We start from the raw sequence: 22,421 nt of genomic DNA, 5'->3' as shown, positions 1-22,421 counted from the left end.
AACTTTCTTTTTCGGATGTTTAACTATACTTAGCTCTGCCAATAACACTAGATTAGCGGAGCTATCTATGAAATTAAAATCAACTCTCTTGCTCGCAGCGTTGACCTCAACAGCGCTTCACGCAGAGGTAAATATATCCGGATTTGCAAGTATCAATGGTGGTAAAGTTTTGAGTGGAACAGGGGTTCCTCAATTCGGTTTAGAACCCACATTTCTTGCTGACTATCCAATTGTTAGTGCATATAAAGAGGATTTCTCATTTTCGCCAGAATCACTGATAGGCTTACAGGTTAGCGGTGATTTAGGGGATGGTTTAAGTGTAACAGGGCAAATTGTTGCGCGTGGTGCCAATGACTATGACGCCGAGTTTGAATGGGCGTATGTGTCTTACGATATTAATGATAATTGGACAATTCAGGCAGGTAAAAAGCGCTTACCCTTGTTCTATTATTCAGATTTTTACGATGTAGGCTATGCTTACGTTTGGATGCGCGCGCCAGCTGATAATTATACGTGGCAAATATTTAATTATGAAGGGATTAACGTACTTTATAACGACTCAATTGGAGATTGGGGGATATCTGCAAACGTTTATACAGGGCGTGAAGATGATGGCGAAAACAAACTTCTATCTGATTTCTTTTTTCAAACGCCAACGCGAGAAATCTGGGAAGATATTTTGGGAGGCGTGGTCCAGTTAAGCTACGATTGGTTAGAGCTACGATTTACCCATATGCAATATACCAATAAACGATTCCGTAACGGTGAAGCGACCATGTGGGATGGCAAAGACTCAAGAGATGGCAAGTTTTATGGGCTAGCTGCTAATGCTGACTTTGGTAATTTCTTTATCTTATCCGAATTTAACCGATTAGATCTAGGCGGCAATTTAGATACCTACATGATTAGTGCTGGGTATCGTATCAATGATTTCACCCCATATGTGATGGTTTCTAACTTTGAAGGTGAAGGTCAAGATGCAGAAAAACACGATACGCAAGCTGTTGGTGTGCGGTGGGATTTTCACCCATCCGCGGCATTTAAAGTCCAATATGATAAAGTTAACGATGACTCAGTATCACTGGCCGTTGCAGGTGATAGTAAAGCGCTGACACTTGGTATCGATGTGGTTTTTTAGGAGGATAGATCATGAAAAAGTTAACATGTTTACTGCTATTAACCGGTGCAATCAATGCATATGCTGATGTGTCTGTTATTGTTCATCCAAGTAACGGAAGTAGTTTTGAGGCTTCGACAATTAAGCGTATTTTTACTGGTAAAGAGAAGTCTTTTTCTAATGGCAATAAAGTTATCCCAATTTCGCAAGGGGCGGGGAGTGCTGTTACCGATGAGTTTAACGATAAAGTGTTGAATAAGTCCTCAGCGCAACTTAAAGCGTATTGGTCAAAATTAATTTTTACTGGTAAAGGAACGCCGCCAAAAGAGGTGTCTAATGATGCCGAAGTGCTGAAAATGATTGCCGCTAACCCTGATACAATCGGATTTGTTTCTTCAGGTGCTGTGACAGATCAAGTTAAAGTAATTAAGCAGTTTTAAGGTGCTGTGAGGAAAAGCGACGTTGCTTTTCCTCGTATCTAAAGCTATGCGAATCACTACATATATATTTAAATTTATTATTGCAACTTTGCTTTTGTGTGTTTCATTTGTAAATATAGCAAAGGAATGTATTGACTCAGTTAAAGTGGGGTTTGTGGTAGAGTGGCCTCCGCTCACCATGTTGACGGCATCTGGAGCTGATGGTTTAGATGTGAATATCGCAAAAATGGTTTTCAAGCAATGGGGGCACTGCACATTTTTTGTAAAATTGCCCTCTTCAGCTCGCAGTTTTAATGAACTTGAGCGCGGCTCCGTCGATGTTGTTTTGATGACCAGTTATACTAAAGAAAGGGCCAAACTCGGGCTCTATTCCGCGCCTTATCGCACAGAAAAAATGCGACTATTTTCAATTAATTCACCGGTTAATATCACTTCTTTAGAACAAATTCTAACTCAAAACATTCGTATCGGTGTGAGCTTAGGCTCGTATTATGGAGAAGAAGTCAAAGATTTGGCTAATCAAGATAAATATCAAGAGCAGTTTATTGCGATTGCTAGCATTAAACGCAGAGCAGAGCTTTTAGCGATAGGACGAGTGGATTACATTATTGAAGATAAGATTACGGGTCAATACATAGCAAGTAAACTGGCACTAGATAAGTTGAAAGTTTGGCCATATCCAGTACATGACAATGATGTGCACTTTCTACTTAGGAAAGAGCGTTTCACCTTAGAGCAAGTTGAAGAAATTAATCATATAATTAAAAACTTAAAGCCTAAAATTGATGATTTAGTGAAACGTTATGAGCAAGGGTGAAAGGTGAGGTTCTTGCTAAATACTGCTGCTTTTATAAAGCGTAACATTAATACAAAAATAAGCTGGGCAGCTGCCCAGCGATACATGATTAGTTACCCCAAGGGTTTTGTGCAGACGAACGTTGCTTTCTTGTACGGGCTCTATCTTTAGCAGCTTTTTTTTCTTGGATACGCTTTGCATCCGAAAAGCTTAACTCGCACGGTGTGCCTGGTACATGACCTTCAGGAATAATACGGTCGCGAGGGGGCAGTTCGTATTGTACATCATCAGGCTTAGGTAGGTTTTTTAAGCGGTACAGGTAAAAATTTTCCACTTTTTCTTGTGCCCATACTGTTTTTTTTAAAAATTTTACGGCTGATTCAGTACTCGGGTTATTTTTAAAACAGTTAAGCTGTAAATAAGCGTGAAGAAGCTCCCAACCATACTGCTCGACAAGTTCGTTAATCACTTGGTCAAGTTTAACACCGGTCAATGGGTTGCTCCGGTATAGATCTTTGTTGTTCATCTTTGCTCACTGAGTTTTTAAATAAATTAGGGTAATTATAAGTACTATTTATGATTATTGAAACCGTTATAGCAGTAATTCACTGGGCCTGAGGTGAGCATGAGAGTTCAATAGGAGCACGTTTGCCAGTGCTAGTTATTTTGTTGATAAGTAAAGGGGAGACTTGGCCCCACGCCGCGCTTAATTCTTTATGGTCAAACAATAATACAAACTCGGCAATTGACGGTGCAATTTCAGTCGTGACTAACATAGACATATGTGTATTTAATCTGGCAACTTCATCAGCTGTTAATAATGCGCCATCACCGCGCGTGCGAAATACGAGTAATAGCCAATTTAGATACTCAATAAAATCAGCTTTCTCACTGTGTGTAACGGTTTGTTGTATAGCGTCTTTGTAACGCGCAAAGTTTTGCCAATCTTGCTGTTGGGTCATGATGTATAAAAGGTTTAAACCGACACTTGACGACAGCAAGATATCATTCTCTAAATTATGAATTTTTAATGCTTTTTTATACATAGACTCGGCTTGTTTATAGTCTTTCTCAAGTAGATAAAAGTTACCGAGGTTGTTATAAATTCCAGCTTTTACAGTTTGAGTGCTGGCGCGAAGTAGTGATTTTTTGAGTAATGTGACCGCTTCTTTATGTTGTCCTGTATAACGATATACAACGGTCAAATTACCAACTACTTTGGTATAGTCACGGGCTGTTGCAGCCCAATTAAGTGCACATAAGTTCAAATATTTTGCATAGTCATAATCACCTATTCTGCGATGATGGATGGCCATTGGTACGAATATGCGAAAATGGCTATGTACAGTTGTATTAAGCCAGCGGGTCTGAGTAATGATACCCAGTGAATGTGAGATGAGTTGGCTATTATTGGTTCGAATCGCGGCTTCCAGTCCAGCTAAGTGAAGTTCCATTGAACCTTTTGAAGGGATAGTTGGAATGCGGTCTATGATTTCTTCATAGTATTGCAGCGCTTTATTTGGTTCGGTACGGTTAAGCGATTTAATTTCATTTAGCGCATTAAATAATGGTGCAGGAGAAAGCGTCATTGAAATAACCCAAGGTATCCAATTCAATCCCATAGTCTATCCAGTTAGGTTGTTTTGACCCACGTATCGTGGTCAAAAAGACGCCTGAATGCTTATTTAGATTTCAGGCGTCTAATGTTAAATTTTGAAGTAGTCCACTTCCCCTTTAAGCTGACTAGATAGGTTATTCAGCGAATCTACGGCTTTTTCATTATTTTGCATTGAATGAATAGCGTCTGATGACATCGCGGATATTTGTTCCATCGCAGTGGCTATATCACTGACTACATTAACTTGATCCGAAGTGGCTTTGGCGACTTCTTTTATTCTGTTAAGTGAATCAGCAGCCTGCTCTTCAATATTAGCGAGAAGCTCGCTTGCTTTAGTTGTACGTTCTTTACCACTTTCCACTTGGGGTTGGGTTGTTTCCATTGCAGATACACTGGCCGCTGTCTCGGCTTGCACTTCAGAGATCATTGTTTCAATTTGTGAGGTTGCCTCACCTGTCCTTTGTGCTAGCTGCCTAACTTCGTCGGCGACAACGGCAAATCCTCGACCAGTTTCTCCGGCACGGGCCGCTTCAATAGCAGCATTGAGCGCTAGTAAGTTGGTTTGTTCAGAAATGCCACTGATCACATTAACAATACCGCCAATCTCTTTGGTTCTTTCTTCCAATTTTTTTACTTGGTTTACTGCTTCATCAACTGTCGTGGCAATTTTTTCCATTTCTTGGGCTGCATCGAATACGAGCTCTCGACCTTGCTTGGCATTGTCAGTTGTCATTGACGAGTTGTTTTCCGTTAGATGCGCTATTTGAGATACTTGGTCAATACTGTGGCGCATGTCAGAGAGCTTAGATGCCGTATCGGAAGTTAAGGATGCTTGTTGGCGGGCCGCGTCTAACACAGAAGCTGAACCTTGAGCGACATCATTGACTTGCACTGACACATTTTGTGATGCTGTGACGATGTTGCGCACTGTGGTTGTGAGTGTTTTACTCATTTCGGACAAAGAGTGGAGAATACTGCCTGTAGGGTGATCCGTATTAGTATGTGTTAAGGAACCATTGGCCATAGCTTTTATGGCTTGTTCTGCCTCAAACGGTTCTCCTCCCAAGGAAGATCTAAAGCTACGCTCTATCATAAGCCCAACGAAAATAGATATTGCGATGGCAAGTGCACAAAGGGACAACATGAGCTCTTGGAAACCACCAGCAACGGAGCGAGCTTCAGGGGTCAGCTGTTGGTTTTTAACTTCTTGGAAATCGATAAATTCATTTATTGCATTTAACCACTCAATAAACGCGGGACGGGCCGAGTCTAAAATGGTGGTCGTCATGACCTCTCCACGGCGTTTATCATTAATGATACTTTCAATCAGAGGTAAGGTTTGTGATTGGATCTTATCAATGTTATTGAGGATGCGCAGTTCATCTCTGGAAAAGTGTATGCCGTCTCTTTGCATTTTTGACATCTTTTCTTCAGACTCTAAATAGAATTCGGCGAGTTCTTTAATTTCGTTTTGAAAACGTGTGATCTCTTGAGGTGATCGTGCCATCGCGATATCTCTGATTGCAATAGCTCGGTCGTGTACACTGCCTCGGTAATTTATGGCATATCGTTGTTTAACAGAGTTAACATCGGTAATCTCTGCCAAAGTGTGATCAATAAAGTTAACTTTAATGATGCCCATTATAGTGAGCAGAATCAGCAAGCTTAATATAAAGCCAAACCCTATTCCCAATCGTGTTTTTACTTTTAAAGTTGATAAATAGTCCAATTTGATACCCATATAAGATTGAATGAAGCGCAACTAATTGTAATCTTAGCAAAAGTGTTGCAATTATAGTGTAATAGACCGAAACAATCTTTTTTAAATTGCATTCTGAACTCAAAATGAATGCTTTGATGCTGTTCAGAGGCAATCCATCTGTAAAAAAGCCAGTCAATAATATGAAGCGCCATTGAACTGAATTTTTTTGAGAGACTATTTTAATTTGTATTGAGTTTTACAGTGGCTACGAGTTACTGTTGTAAGGCGCAGGTGAAAGTGCTTATTTTTGCGACCTCTATGTCTTTTTCTCCATGTAACAAAACTGCGACGAGACAGGTGGTTTTGCATAAACTGAGTTAATTGAGGCTCAGATAATCCATATAGATTATCAATTGCTTCGAAAGGGGTACGATCTTCCCACGCCATTTCAATTATTCGTGAAATGTCTGGTTCTTTATAATTCATCGCTCTACTCTTTATATAAATATTACCATATACGAAAGAAGTGCAGATTCGGGGCAGTCATTGGCTGCTTTTAGCCATGATATCTTATCATTTATTAATGCCTCAACTGATCAATTTGAGTTCGGGTAATGATTGGAAAGTCTTTTCTGTGTATGTATTTACGATATAAGTTTGTAAAAACAGCACTGTGACTTAACTGATCAAGCTTACTAATAAAGTGGTTAGTATCTTGGGTGGGGTCTTTGCGGTATAGTTGGTATTGCTTGATCAGTTGAGCAACTGAGGGCGCTGATGGTGTTTTGGATTTTAGCGCAATTTCAGCTTCAATAAAAAATGCTACACCACTCCAGTAGACTCTTTGCTGTGCGCGTAGTGACCACATGTTACTTGATACGCTGGATAATTTACCTTGCTTACTTTTAGTTTGTTGTTTTCCTCTTGAGAGGCCAGACCATAAGCGATTCTTAAAATCATGGTAAGAAATAATGCCATTTTCTAACATGGTAATATTTTGCAAGTAGGTTGCTAACCCTTCACTTATCCAAAAGTCTTCGTAGTTTAATAGTGGATGATACAAATGGGCAATTTCGTGATAGAGCGTCCAATCCTTTTTTAAGGTAGATTCTGCTGCGTAGCGATTGAAGTGTAGCTCAATACCGTCAGGATTACCTCTATTTACTGTTGCCCAAGGAACTGGCTCAAATGCAAAGTATCGTGGTTTTAATTTAACGGGGACATAATCTTGGGATAATGGTCCCAATGTATTTTCGCTAGCCAGTACGCCATATTCTATCCAAGATTTAACAACAGACTGTTGTTGAGTAGACAGCGCATCAAAGTTTTGATACTTCAACTCTATACTGAGTGCCTCACGTGAAATAAAACTGATAAAAAGCACTAGCATGAGTAGTTTGTTGAGGTTCATATACATTATTTTTCGCTATTGTTAATTGAACTACGACTAATTAATAATAGACCTGTGTTTTATATAAAAATTACATTATATTGAGAGCTTGCTTAGTATATGAAAGTATCTCAAGTGATAAAATTGATGGAGTATGCTCTAATATCTTGATTTTTTTTAATAAAATCAAGAGGTTAATTTATGATAAGGTTAAAACTAGGGCTGGCAGCGGTTGTTTTAAATATCAATGTTGTGATAGCAAATCCATTAATAGGCACGTGGCAGTTTGTTAAAGGAGAGTACGCAACTGATAAAGGGCTGGTTACAGCACGCGCGCCTGAGTTAAGTTCCGTAAAGATAATTTCAAAAAGTCACTTTAGTTACATAACACAAAATAATGGAAAATTTTTATATGCAGGAGGTGGATCGTACCAATTGGATAATACCCATTTCACTGAGCACGTTGAATATGGCAATGTAAACAATTTGATAGGTAAGTCGATGGCATTTACTTATCAAATAGAGCAAGACTTGTGGCACCATACACTTCATAAAAATGGTAAACTGGTTGAACGAGAGGTTTGGCAGAAGATAAATTAAGCCAGCGCGTTGTAGCTTAAAAATAATTAAATCATACAGCATTTGTGATGTTTATCAGTCAAATGTAGCAGCAATAGCTGATATATGTATAATGTATGCTAAATGCAAAATATAGGGGCACTCATGGGAATTGAGCATAAAACACGTACACAACTTGTCGCAGAAGCAATAAGAGAGAAAATTCTTTCAGGAGAAATTAAAGCCGGCGACCCATTACGTCAAGCTGCGTTAGCGGACGAGTTAAACGTGAGTCGCATTCCTGTTAGAGAGGCCTTGTTACAACTGGAAGCAGAGGGATTAGTTAATTTTGAAGCGCATAAAGGCGCAACGGCGACAATGCTGAGCGCGGATCAAATTGATGAAATCTTTGATTTACGGGCATTGTTGGAGGCAGAGCTATTACGTCATTCAATCGCTAATTTAACGCCTCGAGACTTACTTGAAGCTGAAGCTATATTATACGACTTAGAAGAAGCCACAGAAGCTGGTGATACACAATTAGCAACAGGTAAGCTTAATGCCGAGTTTCATGTAAAGTTGTATAGCAGAGCGAATCGTCCGCAAACGGCGGAGTTAGTTGCTATGTATAGCAAAAACTCGGAGCGTTACGTGCGCATGCATATATTATTGGCGGGTGGTATTAAAACGGCACCGGAAGAGCACCGTACTTTACTTGAATTATGTAAAACTAAAGATGCAGAAAAAGCATGCCAGTACTTGAAACTGCATATTAGTGCTGCCAAAGATGACATTAAGCAATTATTACTAAAAACAGAGCAAACAAAATAACAAATATGTAAATTTATTGAATATTTAATATTGTATGCAATTTGATATTGCGCTATGTTGTGTCGCATGGAAAACGACTCTAATAGCGCAATGATCTCAAGGTACACTTCTCGACAATCCAAATTTAACCAAACTTTGAACGACAGTAAGCTCAATAGCATGCTGGTGTTTGGCCCTGAAAATATTAACTACTTAACAGGGTTTACCGGTAACGCAGCATATCTTATTGCTAGCCCAAAAAAATACATTTTAATCACAGATTACCGTTACTTTGAGCGAGCTCAGCAGGAGTGCCAGCATTGCGATATTGTGTGCCGAGATCGCAGTAGTGAAACATTGGGGGCGTGTATTCAACGTTATTTACCCAGTGGCGATACAGGGTTTGATGCTGCGTATATTACAGTAAATTTATGGCAAGAAATCGCAACCACACTAGATAGAGTACTTAGACCGATAACAGGTCTGATAGAGCAACTTAGAACGGTAAAGTGTGAATGGGAAGTCACAAGCATTAAAAAGGCGGCTGCAATAGCTGATCTTGCACTTGCTGACATGTTAGGGCATGTACGTTTGGGCGTAACGGAGAAGGAGCTTGCCACTGAACTTGACTATAAGATGCAGAAGCTGGGCTCTGATGGTGTTAGCTTTGATACCATATTATTATTTGGGTCTCGTAGTGCATTGCCTCATGGCAAGCCTGGCAACACACAGCTTAAAGAGGGTGACATGATCCTCATTGACTTTGGCGCTGTGGTTAATGGATATCGCTCAGATATGACTCGCACCTATGTTTATCAATCAGCAACTGCTAAGCAGCAGCATATGTATGACACGGTTATTGCGGCGCAAAATACCAGTCTTGAACTGGTTAAATCAGGCATTAATTGTATTGAATTGAACGCAGCGTCAGAACGCGTTTTGTTTGGCGCAGGCTATGAGGAGTATGCAGGTAAGGGGCTCGGACATGGTTTAGGGCTGCATTTGCATGAAACACCATTCATCACACCGAAAACACATTTTGTATTACAGGCTGGAAATGTAATTACGATAGAGCCTGGGATATACATTCCAGAGTTAGGGGGGGTTAGGATTGAAGATGACATTTTGGTAACGCACGAGGGGTTTGAGTATTTAACTCATGCACCGAAACAATTTATAGTGGAGTAACAGAGATATGCATATCATCTCAGAGCAACAAGTACACAGCAGTTTAAGTTTTAAGGCTGTGATTGAAGCACTAAAAATAGGGTTTGCAAAGCCTGCTGGTACGCCACCAAGACAGGTGTTTCCTCTTACAGAAGATGCGAACAATCATGATGCTTTTGCGGTGTTACCGGCATGGAACAATGAAGTCATTGGGGTTAAGTCATTCACTTATTTTCCAAGTAATACAGAGAAAGGGTTTAAAAGCTTATACTCGAAAATTATGCTTTTCGACAGACAACATGGTGAACCATTAGCATTGATTGACGGTACAAGCGTGACGTTTTGGCGTACCGCAAGTGTTTCTGCTTTGGCATCTTCTTACCTTTCTCGCCCTGACAGCCGTCATTTGGTATTTTTTGGCTCCGGTAATTTGGCACTTTATATGATAGAAGCGCATTTGTCAGTACGACCGATAGAAAAGGTGACCTTGGTTGCTCGTGATAAAGCAAAAGTAGCATCATTAATTTCAACGCTTTCCATCAAGTTTAAAGGTATTGAATTTACATCTGGAAATGCAAACGAAGCCACAATAAACAGTGCAGATATAGTCAGTTGTGCAACCGGATCTCATGAGCCACTTTTTGATGGCGCTTGGTTAAAGCCTGGAGCCCATGTTGATTTGATAGGTAATCACCATAAACAACACAGAGAATGTGACTCGATAACGGTTACCCGCTCTAAATTGTTTGTAGATAGCCGCGTAAACGTGCTTAATGAAGCGGGGGAAGTACTCATTCCTATCTCGGAAGGACTGATCGATAGCTCGTTTGTTGTTGCTGAACTAAGTGAGCTACATGATGTCAGTTTTGTACGTTCAGGTGATGATATTACTGTGTTTAAATCAGTCGGGATGGCGTTAAGTGATTTGTTAACGGCGCATTTAGTGTATAGGTTGGTTTTATGAACTGGTTATTGGTTTTAGGCGCAGTAATGCTGGTTATGGCATCGTTATTATACTGGCAAGGTAAAAGAAAGCGATTAAAAAAACGCGTGTGGCGACAAGTACAAGTCAATAATTTAATAAAAGTGAAGCAGCATAAAACGGGTCCGATGGAAATGTTGTCTGAGCAAAGTTTATTAGTTGAGTTTACTTTTTTAGAGAAACAATATAGCTGTCAAACAGCTTATAGAACCCAGTTATGTGACTCATTTAGTGCCAATGAACCTACGTTTATTTTGATTGACCCGGATAACCCCACTCAGTGTTATTACAATGCATGTCAACAAACAAAATTTGCGAAGTTATGGTTTATTATGTCACTGGGTGTTGTGTTATGTGTGTTGCTAAGTAATACCCTGCCGATTATACGCTAGCCTTGAAGGTTGGGGTAATTGAAATAAAATACAGTGTGTTTATTTGCACCTAGTCTAAAACCGATTACGCTTAGTTAAGTATTAGCGCAGTTCATAGGTTGTTAGGCATGAAATGGGTGGTAATTTTTATTTGGCTATTTCATTGTAATGTAATTGCCCAGTCAGACACGTATAGCTTTTGTTTTTCGCGATGGTGGCCATTTAGCTTTGTCGAAGACGCAGGTGAAGCTAAAGGCATTCAAGTTGATTTACTCAAGTATGTATTAAACAACCAAAACATTTCGGCTTCCTTACAAGCGTTGTATTGATGATGTTTTAAGTGGTAAATACGACTTTACGTTACATCTAGACCATTCAGACTCTTTAAATCTGGTAGAGCATGGTGTATCTGTATGGGAAATGGCATTGGCGGTAAACGTTAATAATCAGTTTTTAACGCTAGAAAAAATCAAATCATTACCTTTATTCAGTGTAGTAATAGCACAAAAATACCCCAACCCAAAAGCGGCACTTAACACCTTGGCGGATATCAACGCGATTATTATTAAACGTTCTTACTATGAAGGTTCAGATGAAGACACTAAGGCGTTGTTTGACATTTTGTCATCTAATCGTGTAGATGCGGTGTTAGTAGACAGGCGCTGGGCTGAAAAAATTGTCACTCAATTTAATCTACCGGTCTCAATTCTACCTGAGTTGGTTCACTCTCAAAGGCAATTTATAGGGTATTCAGATCGAAATCATGAAAAGGCAGTAATACTAAGTGGCTTACTTAAAGCTGTGTCGGAGCAAGAAATACATGCGATTGAAATGGACTATCAATAGTTGATAATGGCTAGAAGTAGGCTATATTTTGATGCAGCTAGTAAAAGATAGCAATACTCTTTTTGTAATAATGAGAAAGAGTTAAGCACATATTTGGGCAGTTTTTGCCAGTGTAATGTGTTGTAATTTGGAATTACGCCAAACTGTGTAATTATTTATATCAAAGCAATTAATCGTATTGTATGATTATGGACAGATTATGTAGAGGCATACATTATCTCCCAAATAATTATAAGGAAGTTGGATGTCTGAGCCTATTTTGGCGTTTGCACAGTTAGATCTTTCGTTAGAAGGGTTGGAGCTATCATCTGATATTGAAGCTGCGAAAAGCCATGACTGGGTAAGCCACGTAAATACGTCTTGCTATGACGGAGATTGGGATGTATTGCCTTTAATAATTCCCAAAGAGCACCTAGATAGCCATATCATTTTACAAGCATTTTCACATAATTGTGAAAGCCCTTGGGTAGAAAGTCAGTATTTGAAACGTTTGCCTTCTATTAGGGCTCTTATTGCTCGGTTCGAATGTGACGTCTTGTCTGTACGTCTGATGCGTTTACATCCTAATTCATATATTAAACCCCATAGAGATCAAGGGCTCAGCCTTGAGACTTCATCACAAGCACGGATTCATATTCCTTTAGAGATTTCTCCAGAAGTTCAGTTTCAAGTAGATGGGGCAACTGCGCCGATGGCTGTAAACAGTGTTTGGTATATCAATGCCGATGCAGAACATTCAGTGAAAAACACCGGAGATACATCAAGAATTAACCTTGTCATAGACTGCAATGTTAATGAGTGGCTATTTAACTTAATTATGAACTCTAAAAACAAAACATATTGCTGTAAAAAAGTAAGTTAAGGAGATAACGAGGTAATGAAATTTAATATTCCAAAAGGGCTCAATATAAGGCCGTCTAATACAGCAGATAAACCTTTTTTAGAAAAGCTGCACCATTCTATGCGCCAAGATTTACAGCTAATTGATGGAGAGAAAGATTTCGTAGAGTCGATTGTAGAAATGCAATTTCGGGCTCAAACCGAAGGATATGGGGATAAGTTCCCCAATGCAATGTATTTCATTATTGAAAAGCACCATGAAGCGATAGGCAAAGCAACCATCGATTTTGGCCCAAACGAAATTCGTATTGTCGACATTGGCTTTTTACCCAGCGCCCGAGGGCATGGCTTTGGCTCTGCAATAATTCAATCATTTCAAAGTGCGGCATTACAGTCGGGTGCACCTTTAACGCTCTCTGTTGAACAAAATAATGTGGCAGCAAAGCAGTTATATTGTCGTTTAGGATTTCAAGTTGAATCAATAAGCCCGCCATATGAATTTATGGTGTGGTACCCGCACCCAGCGAAGTTAATGAGCGGTGTGTAACTAAACCAAAGTAAGCATAGGGGTTTAATATGGAAAAATTTACGTTTGAAAATGTTGAAAGTGCACAAGGGTCTGTTGTCAAGATTGTAGGCCAAAACGGCGAAGTGAAATTAGAAATATCATCGGTCAAAAAATCAAAACTTGATGGAGACGAGTGGAATGCATTTAGTGTGCTGTTAAACGGCAAAGCCAATGAACCTCTAAGCCAAGGTACTTATAAGCTCGAGCATGAAGCATTTGGTGAAGCTGAATTGTTTTTATCGCCAAATAGTGAAACAGAGTATGAGATACATATTGCTCAAAAGAGGTAGTTGGCGTTCTAAGTTAATTAATAAAGTAAATTATCCGTTTAATTAAGTGAATAGGAGATTTTTATGGCTGACCCGTTTATGTCAGAAATAAGGCCATTTGCGTTTAATTTTGCCCCAAAAGATTGGGTGTTTTGTAATGGTGGGTTTGTTACGATCTCACAACATGGGGCACTTTATGCATTGTTAGGGACTCAATTTGGAGGTGATGGTCGAACGAATTTTAAATTACCAGACCTTCGAGGGCGAACGCCAATCGGGAGAGGAACTCTGAAAAGTGAGCCTAGTAGGGTATTTACGGCTGGCAACCAGTATGGCGTGGAAAATGTCACGCTCAGTATTGCTGAAATAGCCGCCCATTCTCATGGAGTACAAGCGACCAGTACTGAGGCAATAAATAACCCAACTTTTACCGATAGGGTGTTTTCTAATTCAAAGGATGCTTTTAGCGGACCAGAGCCCTTTATGTACAGCGGTTCTGCAAATCTAACAGGGCTGGCACAAGACGTTGTTTCTAGCGCGGGGGGCGGTCAGTCTCATACGAATATTCAGCCTTTATTAGCACTGAATTTTTGCATGGCGCTTGACGGTATTTTCCCACCAAGAAATTAATAAGGAGAAAGCATGTCTGAATCATTTGTTGGTGAAATAAAGATGATGGCCACCACTTTTGCACCACGGCAATGGGCAATGTGTAATGGCACCATTATGGCAGTAAATCAAAATCAGGCTTTGTTTGCCCTGATAGGGGCCCAATACGGGGGAAATGGACGCTCATCGTTTGCACTGCCAGATATGAGAAGCCGTATACCTGTTCATTTTGGCCAAGGGCCAGGCTTACAAAATTATCCACTTGCGGCTAAAACGGGTGTAGAGAGTGTGACCTTACAAGTGAGTCAAATTCCTGCCCATACTCATAGTTTACAAGCAAGCAATAACAGTGCAAACACATCTACTGCAATCGGTAATGTACTTGCAAAGAGTCCACAAAATGAAACCGCGTATTTAAATGGTGCAGTAACAGGTGCGGTACAAGAATTGAGCGAATCAGCAGTTGAGTCCGCTGGAGGTAATGTGCCTCATAATAATATGATGCCCTACTTGGCCATTCACTTTGTTATTTGCCTGCAAGGCATTTTTCCATCAAGAAACTAGAGGAGAATAAATGATGGCAGATCCATTTATTGGAGAAATTCGAAGTTTGGGCGCAACGTTCAGTCCTCAAGATTGGGCCACTTGTAGTGGCCAAATTTTAAGTATTGCACAGATGACAGCAATCTTTAGTTTGTTAGGGGCTAATTTTGGAGGAAATGGTAGAACAACATTTGGCATTCCTGATTTAGCAGGGCGTACGCCTATGCATGCAGGGCAGGGGCCTGGACTATCCTTGCGGCCATTCTCTTATTTTGGCGGATTCACTCAAGAGGCATTGGTTCCATCTCAATTACCTGCACATACACACAGTATTTCTGGTGTGCTGCAGCCTGGTGATACTGGGGAGCCAAGTAATAACAATCTGTCAATCGACATTGGCGCAACAGGTGGAGTACTGAGGTACACAGCACCACTTGATAATGATGTTAATTTAATGGATAGCTCTAGCTTTTCTGTGGCGGGCGCTGGCCAACCTCATGAGAATATGCAACCTGCATTGGTGCTCAATTTTTGTATTGCACTAGATGGAATTTATCCGCCACGAAATTAACGCGCAGATACACAGGTTTTGGCTAAGAAACTTGTGTATCTCGTTATTGTGTTTAAAGTTTCGGCATTAGCTGGGTAGTAGTGAAGGGAGTGTAATGTATTTCATTTTAAAGAGTCAGAATGGCGTTTGTTTGGTACTATTGAAATACTTTAATTGGAATGCAATTAACGTGTACTTTACTTTAGCTGCTTGTTTATTCATTGCGGGGTTATCTGCTCAGCCTATTGTAAATTCAGTGCGTTTTCAGAGTAACAAAGAAACGGTTGTTCTGAGTCAATACAACAATGATGTTTTAAGCGATGAAAAAGGTAAAAAGTACGCGTTTAATAAAAAAATAATAATCAAATCTTTGCTGTCAGAACAAGAAATCATAGAATTACATAGTCAAATTACCCAAGTGCAAGTTATCGCAAAGATGCAAGGCGGAGCAGTCTATTGGGTCACACCAGAAAAAGAGCATTTTTTTGATGTTTTTTCTGTATTAAAAGCCCATCAAGATGTTGCCGCGGTGGAGCCAGATATAGCCCCTGTTAGAAAGTTACCAAGAGCCAATCACGAAGTTCAGCCAAATAAAGTTCAGCGAAAAGAAGTTCACGTTCAAGCAAGCTCTGTAACATCACTTAAGCCTCCTTTTTGTCATTCACCTATTAAGAAAGTTAGGGCCGCAATTATTGATGATGGGTTTGACTTTAGTCATAGCGAATTTAATGATTTAACTGTTTTACTCGAGTACGACGCTGATGAACATGTATTGGATGCCAGTGCTAAAAAGGGAATAGACTATCATGGCACACTGGTCGCTGGGGTTATCGCGGCTAAACGTGACAATGTGGGGGGAGAGGGTTTTGCGCCTACCAGTGAAATAATCGCCATTCGGCAAGTGTCAACATGGACTTCTTCCTTAATAGTGGCATTTCACGTGGCCAAATTAATGAAAGCAGATGTAATTAACTGTAGCTGGGTTCTCCCATTCTTATCAAATATAACCTCTGAGGTTATTGAGGATCTAGCATCGGCACCCAATGATCCGATCATTGTTGTGTCTGCAGGTAATAATGGAAAAAAAGCGTGTGAAATGAATCAGCTCTCTAAATTAGACAAATTAGTTGTTGTAGGATCACTGAATAAAGCGGGAGAGTTAACCGAGTTTTCTAATCATGGTGAATGTGTTGATTACTATGCACCCTCCTCGATACAGTCGACGTCATTGGGTGGGTATGCCGATTTCGGGGGTACCTCCTCATCAGCGGCTATCGTGTCTGGTATTATTGCGCAATTAAAAGCATGTGGTGTCGCACAGCCATTAAACCAATTACATTTAGTTGAACACATCAAGTCAGCACGTAGCGTAGTAATAGCTAAATGATAGCACTAAAAAAAGCATTAAAAGAATAATGGAGAATATGATTTTGCGTACCTCGAAACCGGGTGTGAATTCTGAAACTGAAAATTTAGATTTTAGTAGCACCTATAGTGATAACTTACCAAAAATATTGGCTCAGCTCGGTATTTCTTTACTTGCGACTAGTTATCACTCACAAAGGCTAATTATTGTACGGTCTCAAGTTGGAAAACTAGAAACAAAACTAAAAGCTTTCCCGAGGCCTATGGGTTTGTATGCCGATGATAATAGGATCACTCTGGGTACATTGAACCAGGTGATTGACTTTCAAAGAACAGACAAAGGACGTAGGGATATTTCTCGCGGTGAGTTTGATAGTTATGAAGCGTTACCAAAAAAACAACAAGACAATGCACTTGGTGGTATAGCCGAATTTCGAGAACAGTGGGAATTGCAAATTCAAAGTGTAAAAGAATCCGATAGTTTGTTTATGGAACGGGCAACCTTGTCAACCGGTATGATTAATATTCATGATATTGGCTGGGGGAATGATGGTTTGTGGGTGGTTAATTCAATGTTTTCGTGCCTCTGTAAGTTAAGTCCTAATCACAGTTTTGTTGCTGCTTGGACACCGTCATTTATTTCAGAACTAAAGCCTGATAACCGATGCCATTTAAATGGCATGGCAATGCTCGACGGAGCGCCTCGCTACGCAACTGCGTTTAGTGAATCGGATACAGCAGAGGGCTGGCGAGATGAACTTGGTAGTCACGGCGTACTTATTGATGTTGTTGAAAATAAAATAGTTAAGTCGGGTATTTCAATGCCGCATTCACCGAGGTGCCACTTAGATAAAGTCTATTACTGTGCATCTGGCGATGGGGCTATTCATGTATATGACCCCGAAGTAGGCACTGCGCGTGTTTTGGCTGAGCTCCCGGGCTTCACGAGAGGGATGACATTCTTTGGTGATTTAATGATTGTGGGTACAAGCACATTACGTGCATCAGACGCAGAATTTAATTTTAAAGGGAATGAAAGACTGTTGGAGGAAAGTCAGTGTGGTGTTTGGCTATTGGATATTAATACTGGGAAAGTAATTAGCCGTTTAACTTTTTCAGGGGACGTAAAGCAAATTTACGATATTGCAATTGTAACCAATAGTACAGCACCCGAGGTACTACAAAGCTCAGATGCACTATCAAGTTTCATTTTTGAATTTTGTCAGGAGTAATTATTATGGAACGCATAAGTCTTAACAAAAGCATTTTGGCAATCGCAGTACCATCTATGATTGCTACCGGTGCATACGCGGATACAGTTAACGCCCCTTCAAATGATAAGCAATCGTACAATACAGAGCGCATTGAGGCGGCAACTGAGATAGCTGCTATAGCGAATAATGATCCATTTAATTCCTTTGGCAAAGGAAGAAATGAACCAAGAAATGTTTCAAGCTCTGATTTACGCAGCACATTAGCCTTTTTGAAGGCGCAAGGCCTACTTAAACCGCGTACCCAACAAGTCACTATTGTATCAGGTGATAGGACAAGGGTTAGTAGTGATTTATTAATAGGCAGATTGTTTGCTAATGGTGTATTTTGTCAACGGCCAAATGGCAGTTGTACAACAACAGGTGCTTTTACTTGCACTTTTTTTAACGGTGGTCAGGTAGTTCCATCTTGCAATGCAAACGAACCGCCTGCGCTTGATTTAAATAGTGGCACATCAGGTAACGATACTACAGCCTCGTTTTCTGAAGGGTCAGGTGCCGTTAGTTTTATGACGAGTCCGACGGTTACAGATACAGATACAATCACAACGATTACAGTTAAGCTCACTAATAGTCAAGGTGATGCAGATGAAGGAATAAATGTGTCGGCGAGTGCTCAAAATGCTTTAACTGGCGTATCAGGCAAGTCGGATATTTCAGATGCACTTGAAATAAAAGTGGAGAATGCAACAGCGACAACTACTGAGGTGGCGACATTTTTACAAGCGGTGACTTATAATAACTCGAGTAACACGCCTAATACTACATCTAGAACAGTTACCGTTGTTGTTAATGATGGCACAGTCGATAGCGAGACACGCACTGCTGTAATCAGTGTGGCCAATGTAACCGCGGCAAGTAGTTCTGCAGCATCATTTAATACCACATCGGGCACTAACTTAAGCCCTGCTATTAGTTTCAGCAGTGACAATGAGACTTTAACCATATCTTCAGCCAGTCATATTGTTGGGTCAACCGCGCAAGGTGGGGGTGGTACAGATGAAATCATTGTAATAGATGGCAGTGACCTTACACAATTTACCAGTTTAACCACTTTTGAAACCCTGTCTACTTATAACAATGGGTCGTTAACGCTCAGTGAGTCGCAACACGATGGGTTTACGACCATAAATGGTAGCGGAACAAATACGTTTACTTTGGCAAGTGCCGATGACGATAGTACGGTGACTGCAGATGCAGACATAGAAACGTATGTTTTAAATGCGGCTTTTAATATTACCTTATCTGGTGCAGCGCAAAATATTACCGGTAGTAGTAGTGCAGATACCGTTAATATTGCAGGGTTAAGTGTTACGGGTACGCTTGCTGGTGGCGGCGATACCGACGTGCTGCAAATGAGCACAGGGGCTAGTATCAGCAATGCAACAGTCAGTGCATTCGAATCTTTAACATTGAGCGGTGGCGCATCGGTCACAATGACAGAAGCGCAACACGATGGCTTTTCAACAGTAACTGCAAGCGGCACTGATTCTATCACCATAAGCTCAGCGACCGATGGCTTAACGGGGAACAGTGCGATTGAAACGTATGTGTTGAGTGCAGCGAATACATTTACTTTAGGCAGCGCGTCACAAAACCTAACGGGTAGTGGTAACGATGACACGGTTAATGTGAATGCACTGAGTGCGACAGGGACTTTAGCGGGTGGAAGTGGCACAGATACATTGGCTGTTACCAACGGCGGAAATATATCGGGTGCGACCGTCAGTGGCTTTGAGAATTTATCGGTTGCTGCTGGTGGTACTGTAACAATTAATGCAGCCCAATTGTCTAGTTTTACTGGAACGATATCTGGCAGCGGTACAGAAACAGTATCTGTTTCTGGTGATGGTAATGTGAGTACCGTATCGGCCATTGAGAATTATACCTTAAATGATGACAGTACGAACGCTCGGTCGGTGACGGTCACCAGCGCAGGGCATTCTGTTACTGCAACCTCAGCGACTGATGCAATCACATTTGATTTAGGCACGCTTGCGTTTACAGGCACTATTACGGGTGATAATACTGTTGCAGATACGCTCAGCTTAAGCAGTGGTGCGAATATATCTGCAGGGTCTATTTCTAATGTGAATAACCTCACCTTAGCGTCGGGCGCCTCAGTGACTATGACTGCCAGTCAGCACAACGCGTTTGGTGGCACAATTACGGCGCCTGGTTCTGAAACAATTATTATCAGTGGGGATGGTAATTTAACCACATTTTCTTCCGTTGAGTCTTATACCATAGGTGATGATAGTACTAATACGCGAACAGTTACTATTAGTAATGGTACAACGAATGTGACAGCTAATTCATCAACAGATGCAATAACATTTGATATAGGCTCAAGTGCTTACACGGGCACATTAACCGGTGATGCAAGCCAAACCGATACTGTATCTGCATCTAATGGCGCAGATGTCTCTGGTGGGAGCTACTTTAATATAGGGACCCTGAGCTTAAGTAGCGGTGCAACCGTTGCGATTGATGCTGCTAATATTGGTAATTTTAGTACGTCAATGACCGGTAGTGCTGGCAGCGAAATACTGAAATTAATGGATGGCGGCACGTTTGATTTTAGCAGCACATCGGTTTCATCTGTTGAGGGCGTTGCTATAGGGACAAATAGTAACTTTACACTGACATTAACAGATAACTTTGCTTCAGATGGGGGGACGGTTGATATAACCAATGCAACTGGCAGTGCTGTAACGGGCGCTATTACCTTAAATGCCAGTGCTTTTAGTGGCGACGTGTTAACCATTTCAGCCACCGATTTTAATGGTGCGGATACTTATACCGGCGGTTCGGGTGCCGATACGATTCGCCCAGGCGGCGGTACGGATTCAATGACGGGTAATGGGGGTAACGACAACTTCATAGGCAGTACGTCTGACCTGTCGGGTGATACCATCGCAGATTTAGCAATTGGGGACATGATCACGTTAACAGGTGTCACTGGGTTATCGACTAACAATGTACGCTTTAATGGCTCAAGTACATTAGAAGTTGATACCGATGCGACGGATTTTAATATATCTGAGTTGACACTGTCGCTGACAAATGCGCCGGCATCAAATTTATCATTTACTGTGGCAGACAGTGGCGCGAATACGGTGATCACCTTTATTGCCAGTAATGATGTGCCTGTTTTTGCTTCGTTAAATGGCGGTGCAACTTTCACAGAGGGCAATAGTGCCGTTACAATAGACAGTGACGTAACCGTTGCTGATACAGAACTGGATGCGCTCAACGGCAATACAGGCGATTATAATAATGCCAGTTTGACCATAGCAAGAAATGGTGGCGCAAATAGCACCGATGTATTTGCTAACACCGGTTTACTTGGGGCACTGACACAAGGTAATAGCTTTACTTATAATAGTGTGTCAGTCGGCACCGTAACGACCAATTCTGCTGGTACGATTAAACTCACATTTAATAGCAGCGCAACATCAAGTATTGTTGATTCGGTTATTTCATCACTTACTTATGCTAATACGTCTGAAGACCCGTCAAGTAGTGTAACGTTAGATTACACCTTTAATGATGGTACATCTGATAGTACAGGGACAAACCAAGCGACAGTCACGATTTCTGCAGTGGATGATATGCCAACCGATATTGCACTGTCTTCATCAAGTATGACTCAATCAAGCACCAGTGCGGGGGCAGATGTTGGCACCTTAAGTACCACGGATGTGGATGATAGTAGTCATACATACACTTTAGTTAATGCTGGTACGTCAACAAGCGGGACGTGTACAGCCAATAGTGGCAATGGCAGTTTCCAGATAAATGGCAGCATATTAGAAACACAAGCAGCAATCAGCGCTGGCAGCTATATTGTGTGTGTGCAATCACATGATGGTACGTCTTCGTTTCAAGAGTCATTTACCATTACAGTCAGTGATGATGTAGCGCCAAATGCGCCAACCTCGTTAGATTTAGATGCAGCGTCAGACAGCGGTTCTTCAAACACTGATAATTATACCAATGATACAACATTAACATTGTCAGGTTCTGCAGAGGCAGGGTCTACGGTTAAGCTATTTAGCAGTGTGTCTGGGGGAACCATAATAGGTTCGGGTACTGCAACAGGCGGTACATGGCAGATAACCACTGGTGTATTAACGTCAAATACAACACATACGATTACCGCAACAGCAACGGATGCTAGTAACAATACATCATCAACTTCAACGGGTTTGAGTGTCACATTAGACACAACAGCTCCAAGTGTACCCAGTACCCCAGACTTAAATAGTGCAAGTGATACTGGTAGCTCAAATACGGATAATATTACATCAGATACCACGCCGACCATTGATGGAACGGCGGCAGCTGGAGACACGATAACACTCACTTCAGATAAGGATGGTGTGTTAGGGTCGGTGGTGGTGCCTGCTGGTGGAAGTTGGAGCTTTACGCCATCATCTGCACTGTCTGCAAACACACATTCTATTACCGTAGTTGCGACAGATCTGGCCGGTAATAATAGTAGTGCATCAAGCGCACTTGCTATTAACATTGATACCAGTGCAAGCACACCCAGTATAACCACACCCATTGAAGGTGATGCCATCGTTAATGCCAGCGAAGATAA

Annotated in this window: 24 protein-coding genes; 19 read left to right on the top strand and 5 right to left on the bottom strand. The window is 41.0% G+C overall.

The window, feature by feature from the left end; all coding sequences use genetic code 11:
• The first annotated feature begins 67 nt into the window (after nucleotides 1-67).
• From J8L97_RS15835 to J8L97_RS15825, 3 genes are read left to right on the top strand one after another with little or no spacing between them, the layout of a single operon-like run.
• Entirely contained in the window at nucleotides 68-1,138 is a 1,071-nt protein-coding gene (locus J8L97_RS15835; RefSeq protein WP_211051026.1) for a porin, read from the top strand.
• A gap of 11 nt (nucleotides 1,139-1,149) precedes the next feature.
• The gene (locus tag J8L97_RS15830; protein ID WP_210998166.1) at nucleotides 1,150-1,557 is read left to right on the top strand and encodes a phosphate ABC transporter substrate-binding protein; all 408 of its coding nucleotides are present in this window, start codon (nucleotides 1,150-1,152) and stop codon (nucleotides 1,555-1,557) included.
• 46 nt (nucleotides 1,558-1,603) lie between these two features.
• Nucleotides 1,604-2,374: an ABC transporter substrate-binding protein gene (locus tag J8L97_RS15825; RefSeq protein WP_282098542.1), complete on the top strand. Its 771-nt coding sequence runs from the start codon at nucleotides 1,604-1,606 to the stop codon at nucleotides 2,372-2,374.
• A gap of 88 nt (nucleotides 2,375-2,462) precedes the next feature.
• Here J8L97_RS15825 and J8L97_RS15820 read toward each other — a convergent pair whose 3' ends face one another.
• The 5 genes from J8L97_RS15820 to J8L97_RS15800 form a co-directional block, all read right to left on the bottom strand.
• Nucleotides 2,463-2,879 carry a VF530 family DNA-binding protein gene (locus tag J8L97_RS15820; protein WP_210998164.1) on the bottom strand — a complete coding sequence of 139 codons (417 nt, stop codon included), beginning with the start codon at nucleotides 2,877-2,879 and terminating at the stop codon, nucleotides 2,463-2,465.
• A gap of 79 nt (nucleotides 2,880-2,958) precedes the next feature.
• Nucleotides 2,959-3,975: a tetratricopeptide repeat protein gene (locus tag J8L97_RS15815; protein WP_210998163.1), complete on the bottom strand. Its 1,017-nt coding sequence runs from the start codon at nucleotides 3,973-3,975 to the stop codon at nucleotides 2,959-2,961.
• A gap of 84 nt (nucleotides 3,976-4,059) precedes the next feature.
• Complete coding sequence (locus tag J8L97_RS15810; protein ID WP_247682660.1) at nucleotides 4,060-5,700, bottom strand: methyl-accepting chemotaxis protein; 1,641 nt, start codon at nucleotides 5,698-5,700, stop codon at nucleotides 4,060-4,062.
• Between the two features lie 207 nt (nucleotides 5,701-5,907).
• Nucleotides 5,908-6,159: a TIGR03643 family protein gene (locus tag J8L97_RS15805; RefSeq protein WP_211051025.1), complete on the bottom strand. Its 252-nt coding sequence runs from the start codon at nucleotides 6,157-6,159 to the stop codon at nucleotides 5,908-5,910.
• Nucleotides 6,160-6,253: 94 nt separating this feature from the next.
• Entirely contained in the window at nucleotides 6,254-7,090 is an 837-nt protein-coding gene (locus tag J8L97_RS15800; protein WP_247671234.1) for a hypothetical protein, read from the bottom strand.
• Between the two features lie 174 nt (nucleotides 7,091-7,264).
• On the opposite strand from J8L97_RS15800, the gene J8L97_RS15795 reads away from it, so the two are divergent.
• The 16 genes from J8L97_RS15795 to J8L97_RS15720 all read left to right on the top strand — a co-directional run.
• Nucleotides 7,265-7,663 carry a hypothetical protein gene (locus tag J8L97_RS15795; protein WP_211051024.1) on the top strand — a complete coding sequence of 133 codons (399 nt, stop codon included), beginning with the start codon at nucleotides 7,265-7,267 and terminating at the stop codon, nucleotides 7,661-7,663.
• Between the two features lie 123 nt (nucleotides 7,664-7,786).
• Nucleotides 7,787-8,452: a GntR family transcriptional regulator gene (locus tag J8L97_RS15790; protein ID WP_192507350.1), complete on the top strand. Its 666-nt coding sequence runs from the start codon at nucleotides 7,787-7,789 to the stop codon at nucleotides 8,450-8,452.
• 66 nt (nucleotides 8,453-8,518) lie between these two features.
• Nucleotides 8,519-9,619 (top strand): Xaa-Pro peptidase family protein, encoded by a 1,101-nt coding sequence (locus J8L97_RS15785; protein WP_312037175.1) that lies wholly within the window; start codon nucleotides 8,519-8,521, stop codon nucleotides 9,617-9,619.
• Between the two features lie 7 nt (nucleotides 9,620-9,626).
• Nucleotides 9,627-10,562, top strand: coding sequence for an ornithine cyclodeaminase family protein (locus tag J8L97_RS15780; RefSeq protein WP_211051023.1), 936 nt, complete (start codon nucleotides 9,627-9,629; stop codon nucleotides 10,560-10,562).
• A complete protein-coding gene (locus J8L97_RS15775) occupies nucleotides 10,559-10,972 on the top strand; it encodes a hypothetical protein (RefSeq protein ID WP_211051022.1) in 414 nt (137 codons plus the stop codon). Before J8L97_RS15780 ends, J8L97_RS15775 begins: the two co-directional genes overlap by 4 nt.
• Nucleotides 10,973-11,079: 107 nt before the next feature.
• A complete protein-coding gene (locus J8L97_RS15770; RefSeq protein WP_211051020.1) occupies nucleotides 11,080-11,280 on the top strand; it encodes a hypothetical protein in 201 nt (66 codons plus the stop codon).
• A gap of 97 nt (nucleotides 11,281-11,377) precedes the next feature.
• A complete protein-coding gene (locus J8L97_RS15765; protein WP_211051018.1) occupies nucleotides 11,378-11,797 on the top strand; it encodes a hypothetical protein in 420 nt (139 codons plus the stop codon).
• Between the two features lie 244 nt (nucleotides 11,798-12,041).
• Nucleotides 12,042-12,659, top strand: coding sequence for an aspartyl/asparaginyl beta-hydroxylase domain-containing protein (locus tag J8L97_RS15760; protein ID WP_211051016.1), 618 nt, complete (start codon nucleotides 12,042-12,044; stop codon nucleotides 12,657-12,659).
• Nucleotides 12,660-12,674: 15 nt separating this feature from the next.
• Nucleotides 12,675-13,184: an N-acetyltransferase gene (locus J8L97_RS15755; protein WP_211051015.1), complete on the top strand. Its 510-nt coding sequence runs from the start codon at nucleotides 12,675-12,677 to the stop codon at nucleotides 13,182-13,184.
• A gap of 29 nt (nucleotides 13,185-13,213) precedes the next feature.
• Nucleotides 13,214-13,495, top strand: coding sequence for a DUF6916 family protein (locus tag J8L97_RS15750; RefSeq protein WP_211051012.1), 282 nt, complete (start codon nucleotides 13,214-13,216; stop codon nucleotides 13,493-13,495).
• Nucleotides 13,496-13,558: 63 nt separating this feature from the next.
• Nucleotides 13,559-14,104, top strand: a complete 546-nt coding sequence (locus J8L97_RS15745) for a phage tail protein (RefSeq protein WP_211051010.1) — start codon at nucleotides 13,559-13,561, stop codon at nucleotides 14,102-14,104.
• Nucleotides 14,105-14,116: 12 nt separating this feature from the next.
• Nucleotides 14,117-14,647: a phage tail protein gene (locus J8L97_RS15740; protein WP_211051008.1), complete on the top strand. Its 531-nt coding sequence runs from the start codon at nucleotides 14,117-14,119 to the stop codon at nucleotides 14,645-14,647.
• Nucleotides 14,648-14,657: 10 nt separating this feature from the next.
• Nucleotides 14,658-15,197, top strand: a complete 540-nt coding sequence (locus J8L97_RS15735; RefSeq protein ID WP_247688698.1) for a phage tail protein — start codon at nucleotides 14,658-14,660, stop codon at nucleotides 15,195-15,197.
• Nucleotides 15,198-15,291: 94 nt separating this feature from the next.
• Nucleotides 15,292-16,563, top strand: coding sequence for a S8/S53 family peptidase (locus tag J8L97_RS15730; RefSeq protein ID WP_211051006.1), 1,272 nt, complete (start codon nucleotides 15,292-15,294; stop codon nucleotides 16,561-16,563).
• 37 nt (nucleotides 16,564-16,600) lie between these two features.
• A complete protein-coding gene (locus J8L97_RS15725; protein WP_211051004.1) occupies nucleotides 16,601-17,773 on the top strand; it encodes a TIGR03032 family protein in 1,173 nt (390 codons plus the stop codon).
• Nucleotides 17,774-17,778: 5 nt separating this feature from the next.
• A partial coding sequence (locus J8L97_RS15720) for a beta strand repeat-containing protein (protein WP_247688697.1) occupies nucleotides 17,779-22,421 on the top strand: 4,643 nt, incomplete at its 3' end.

Source organism: Pseudoalteromonas sp. MMG012, from assembly GCF_018100875.1.
In the GTDB taxonomy this organism is placed as follows: domain Bacteria; phylum Pseudomonadota; class Gammaproteobacteria; order Enterobacterales; family Alteromonadaceae; genus Pseudoalteromonas; species Pseudoalteromonas aurantia.
The sequence above is the reverse complement of the archived record's forward strand: the minus strand, read 5'-3'. Positions and strand labels throughout refer to the sequence as shown.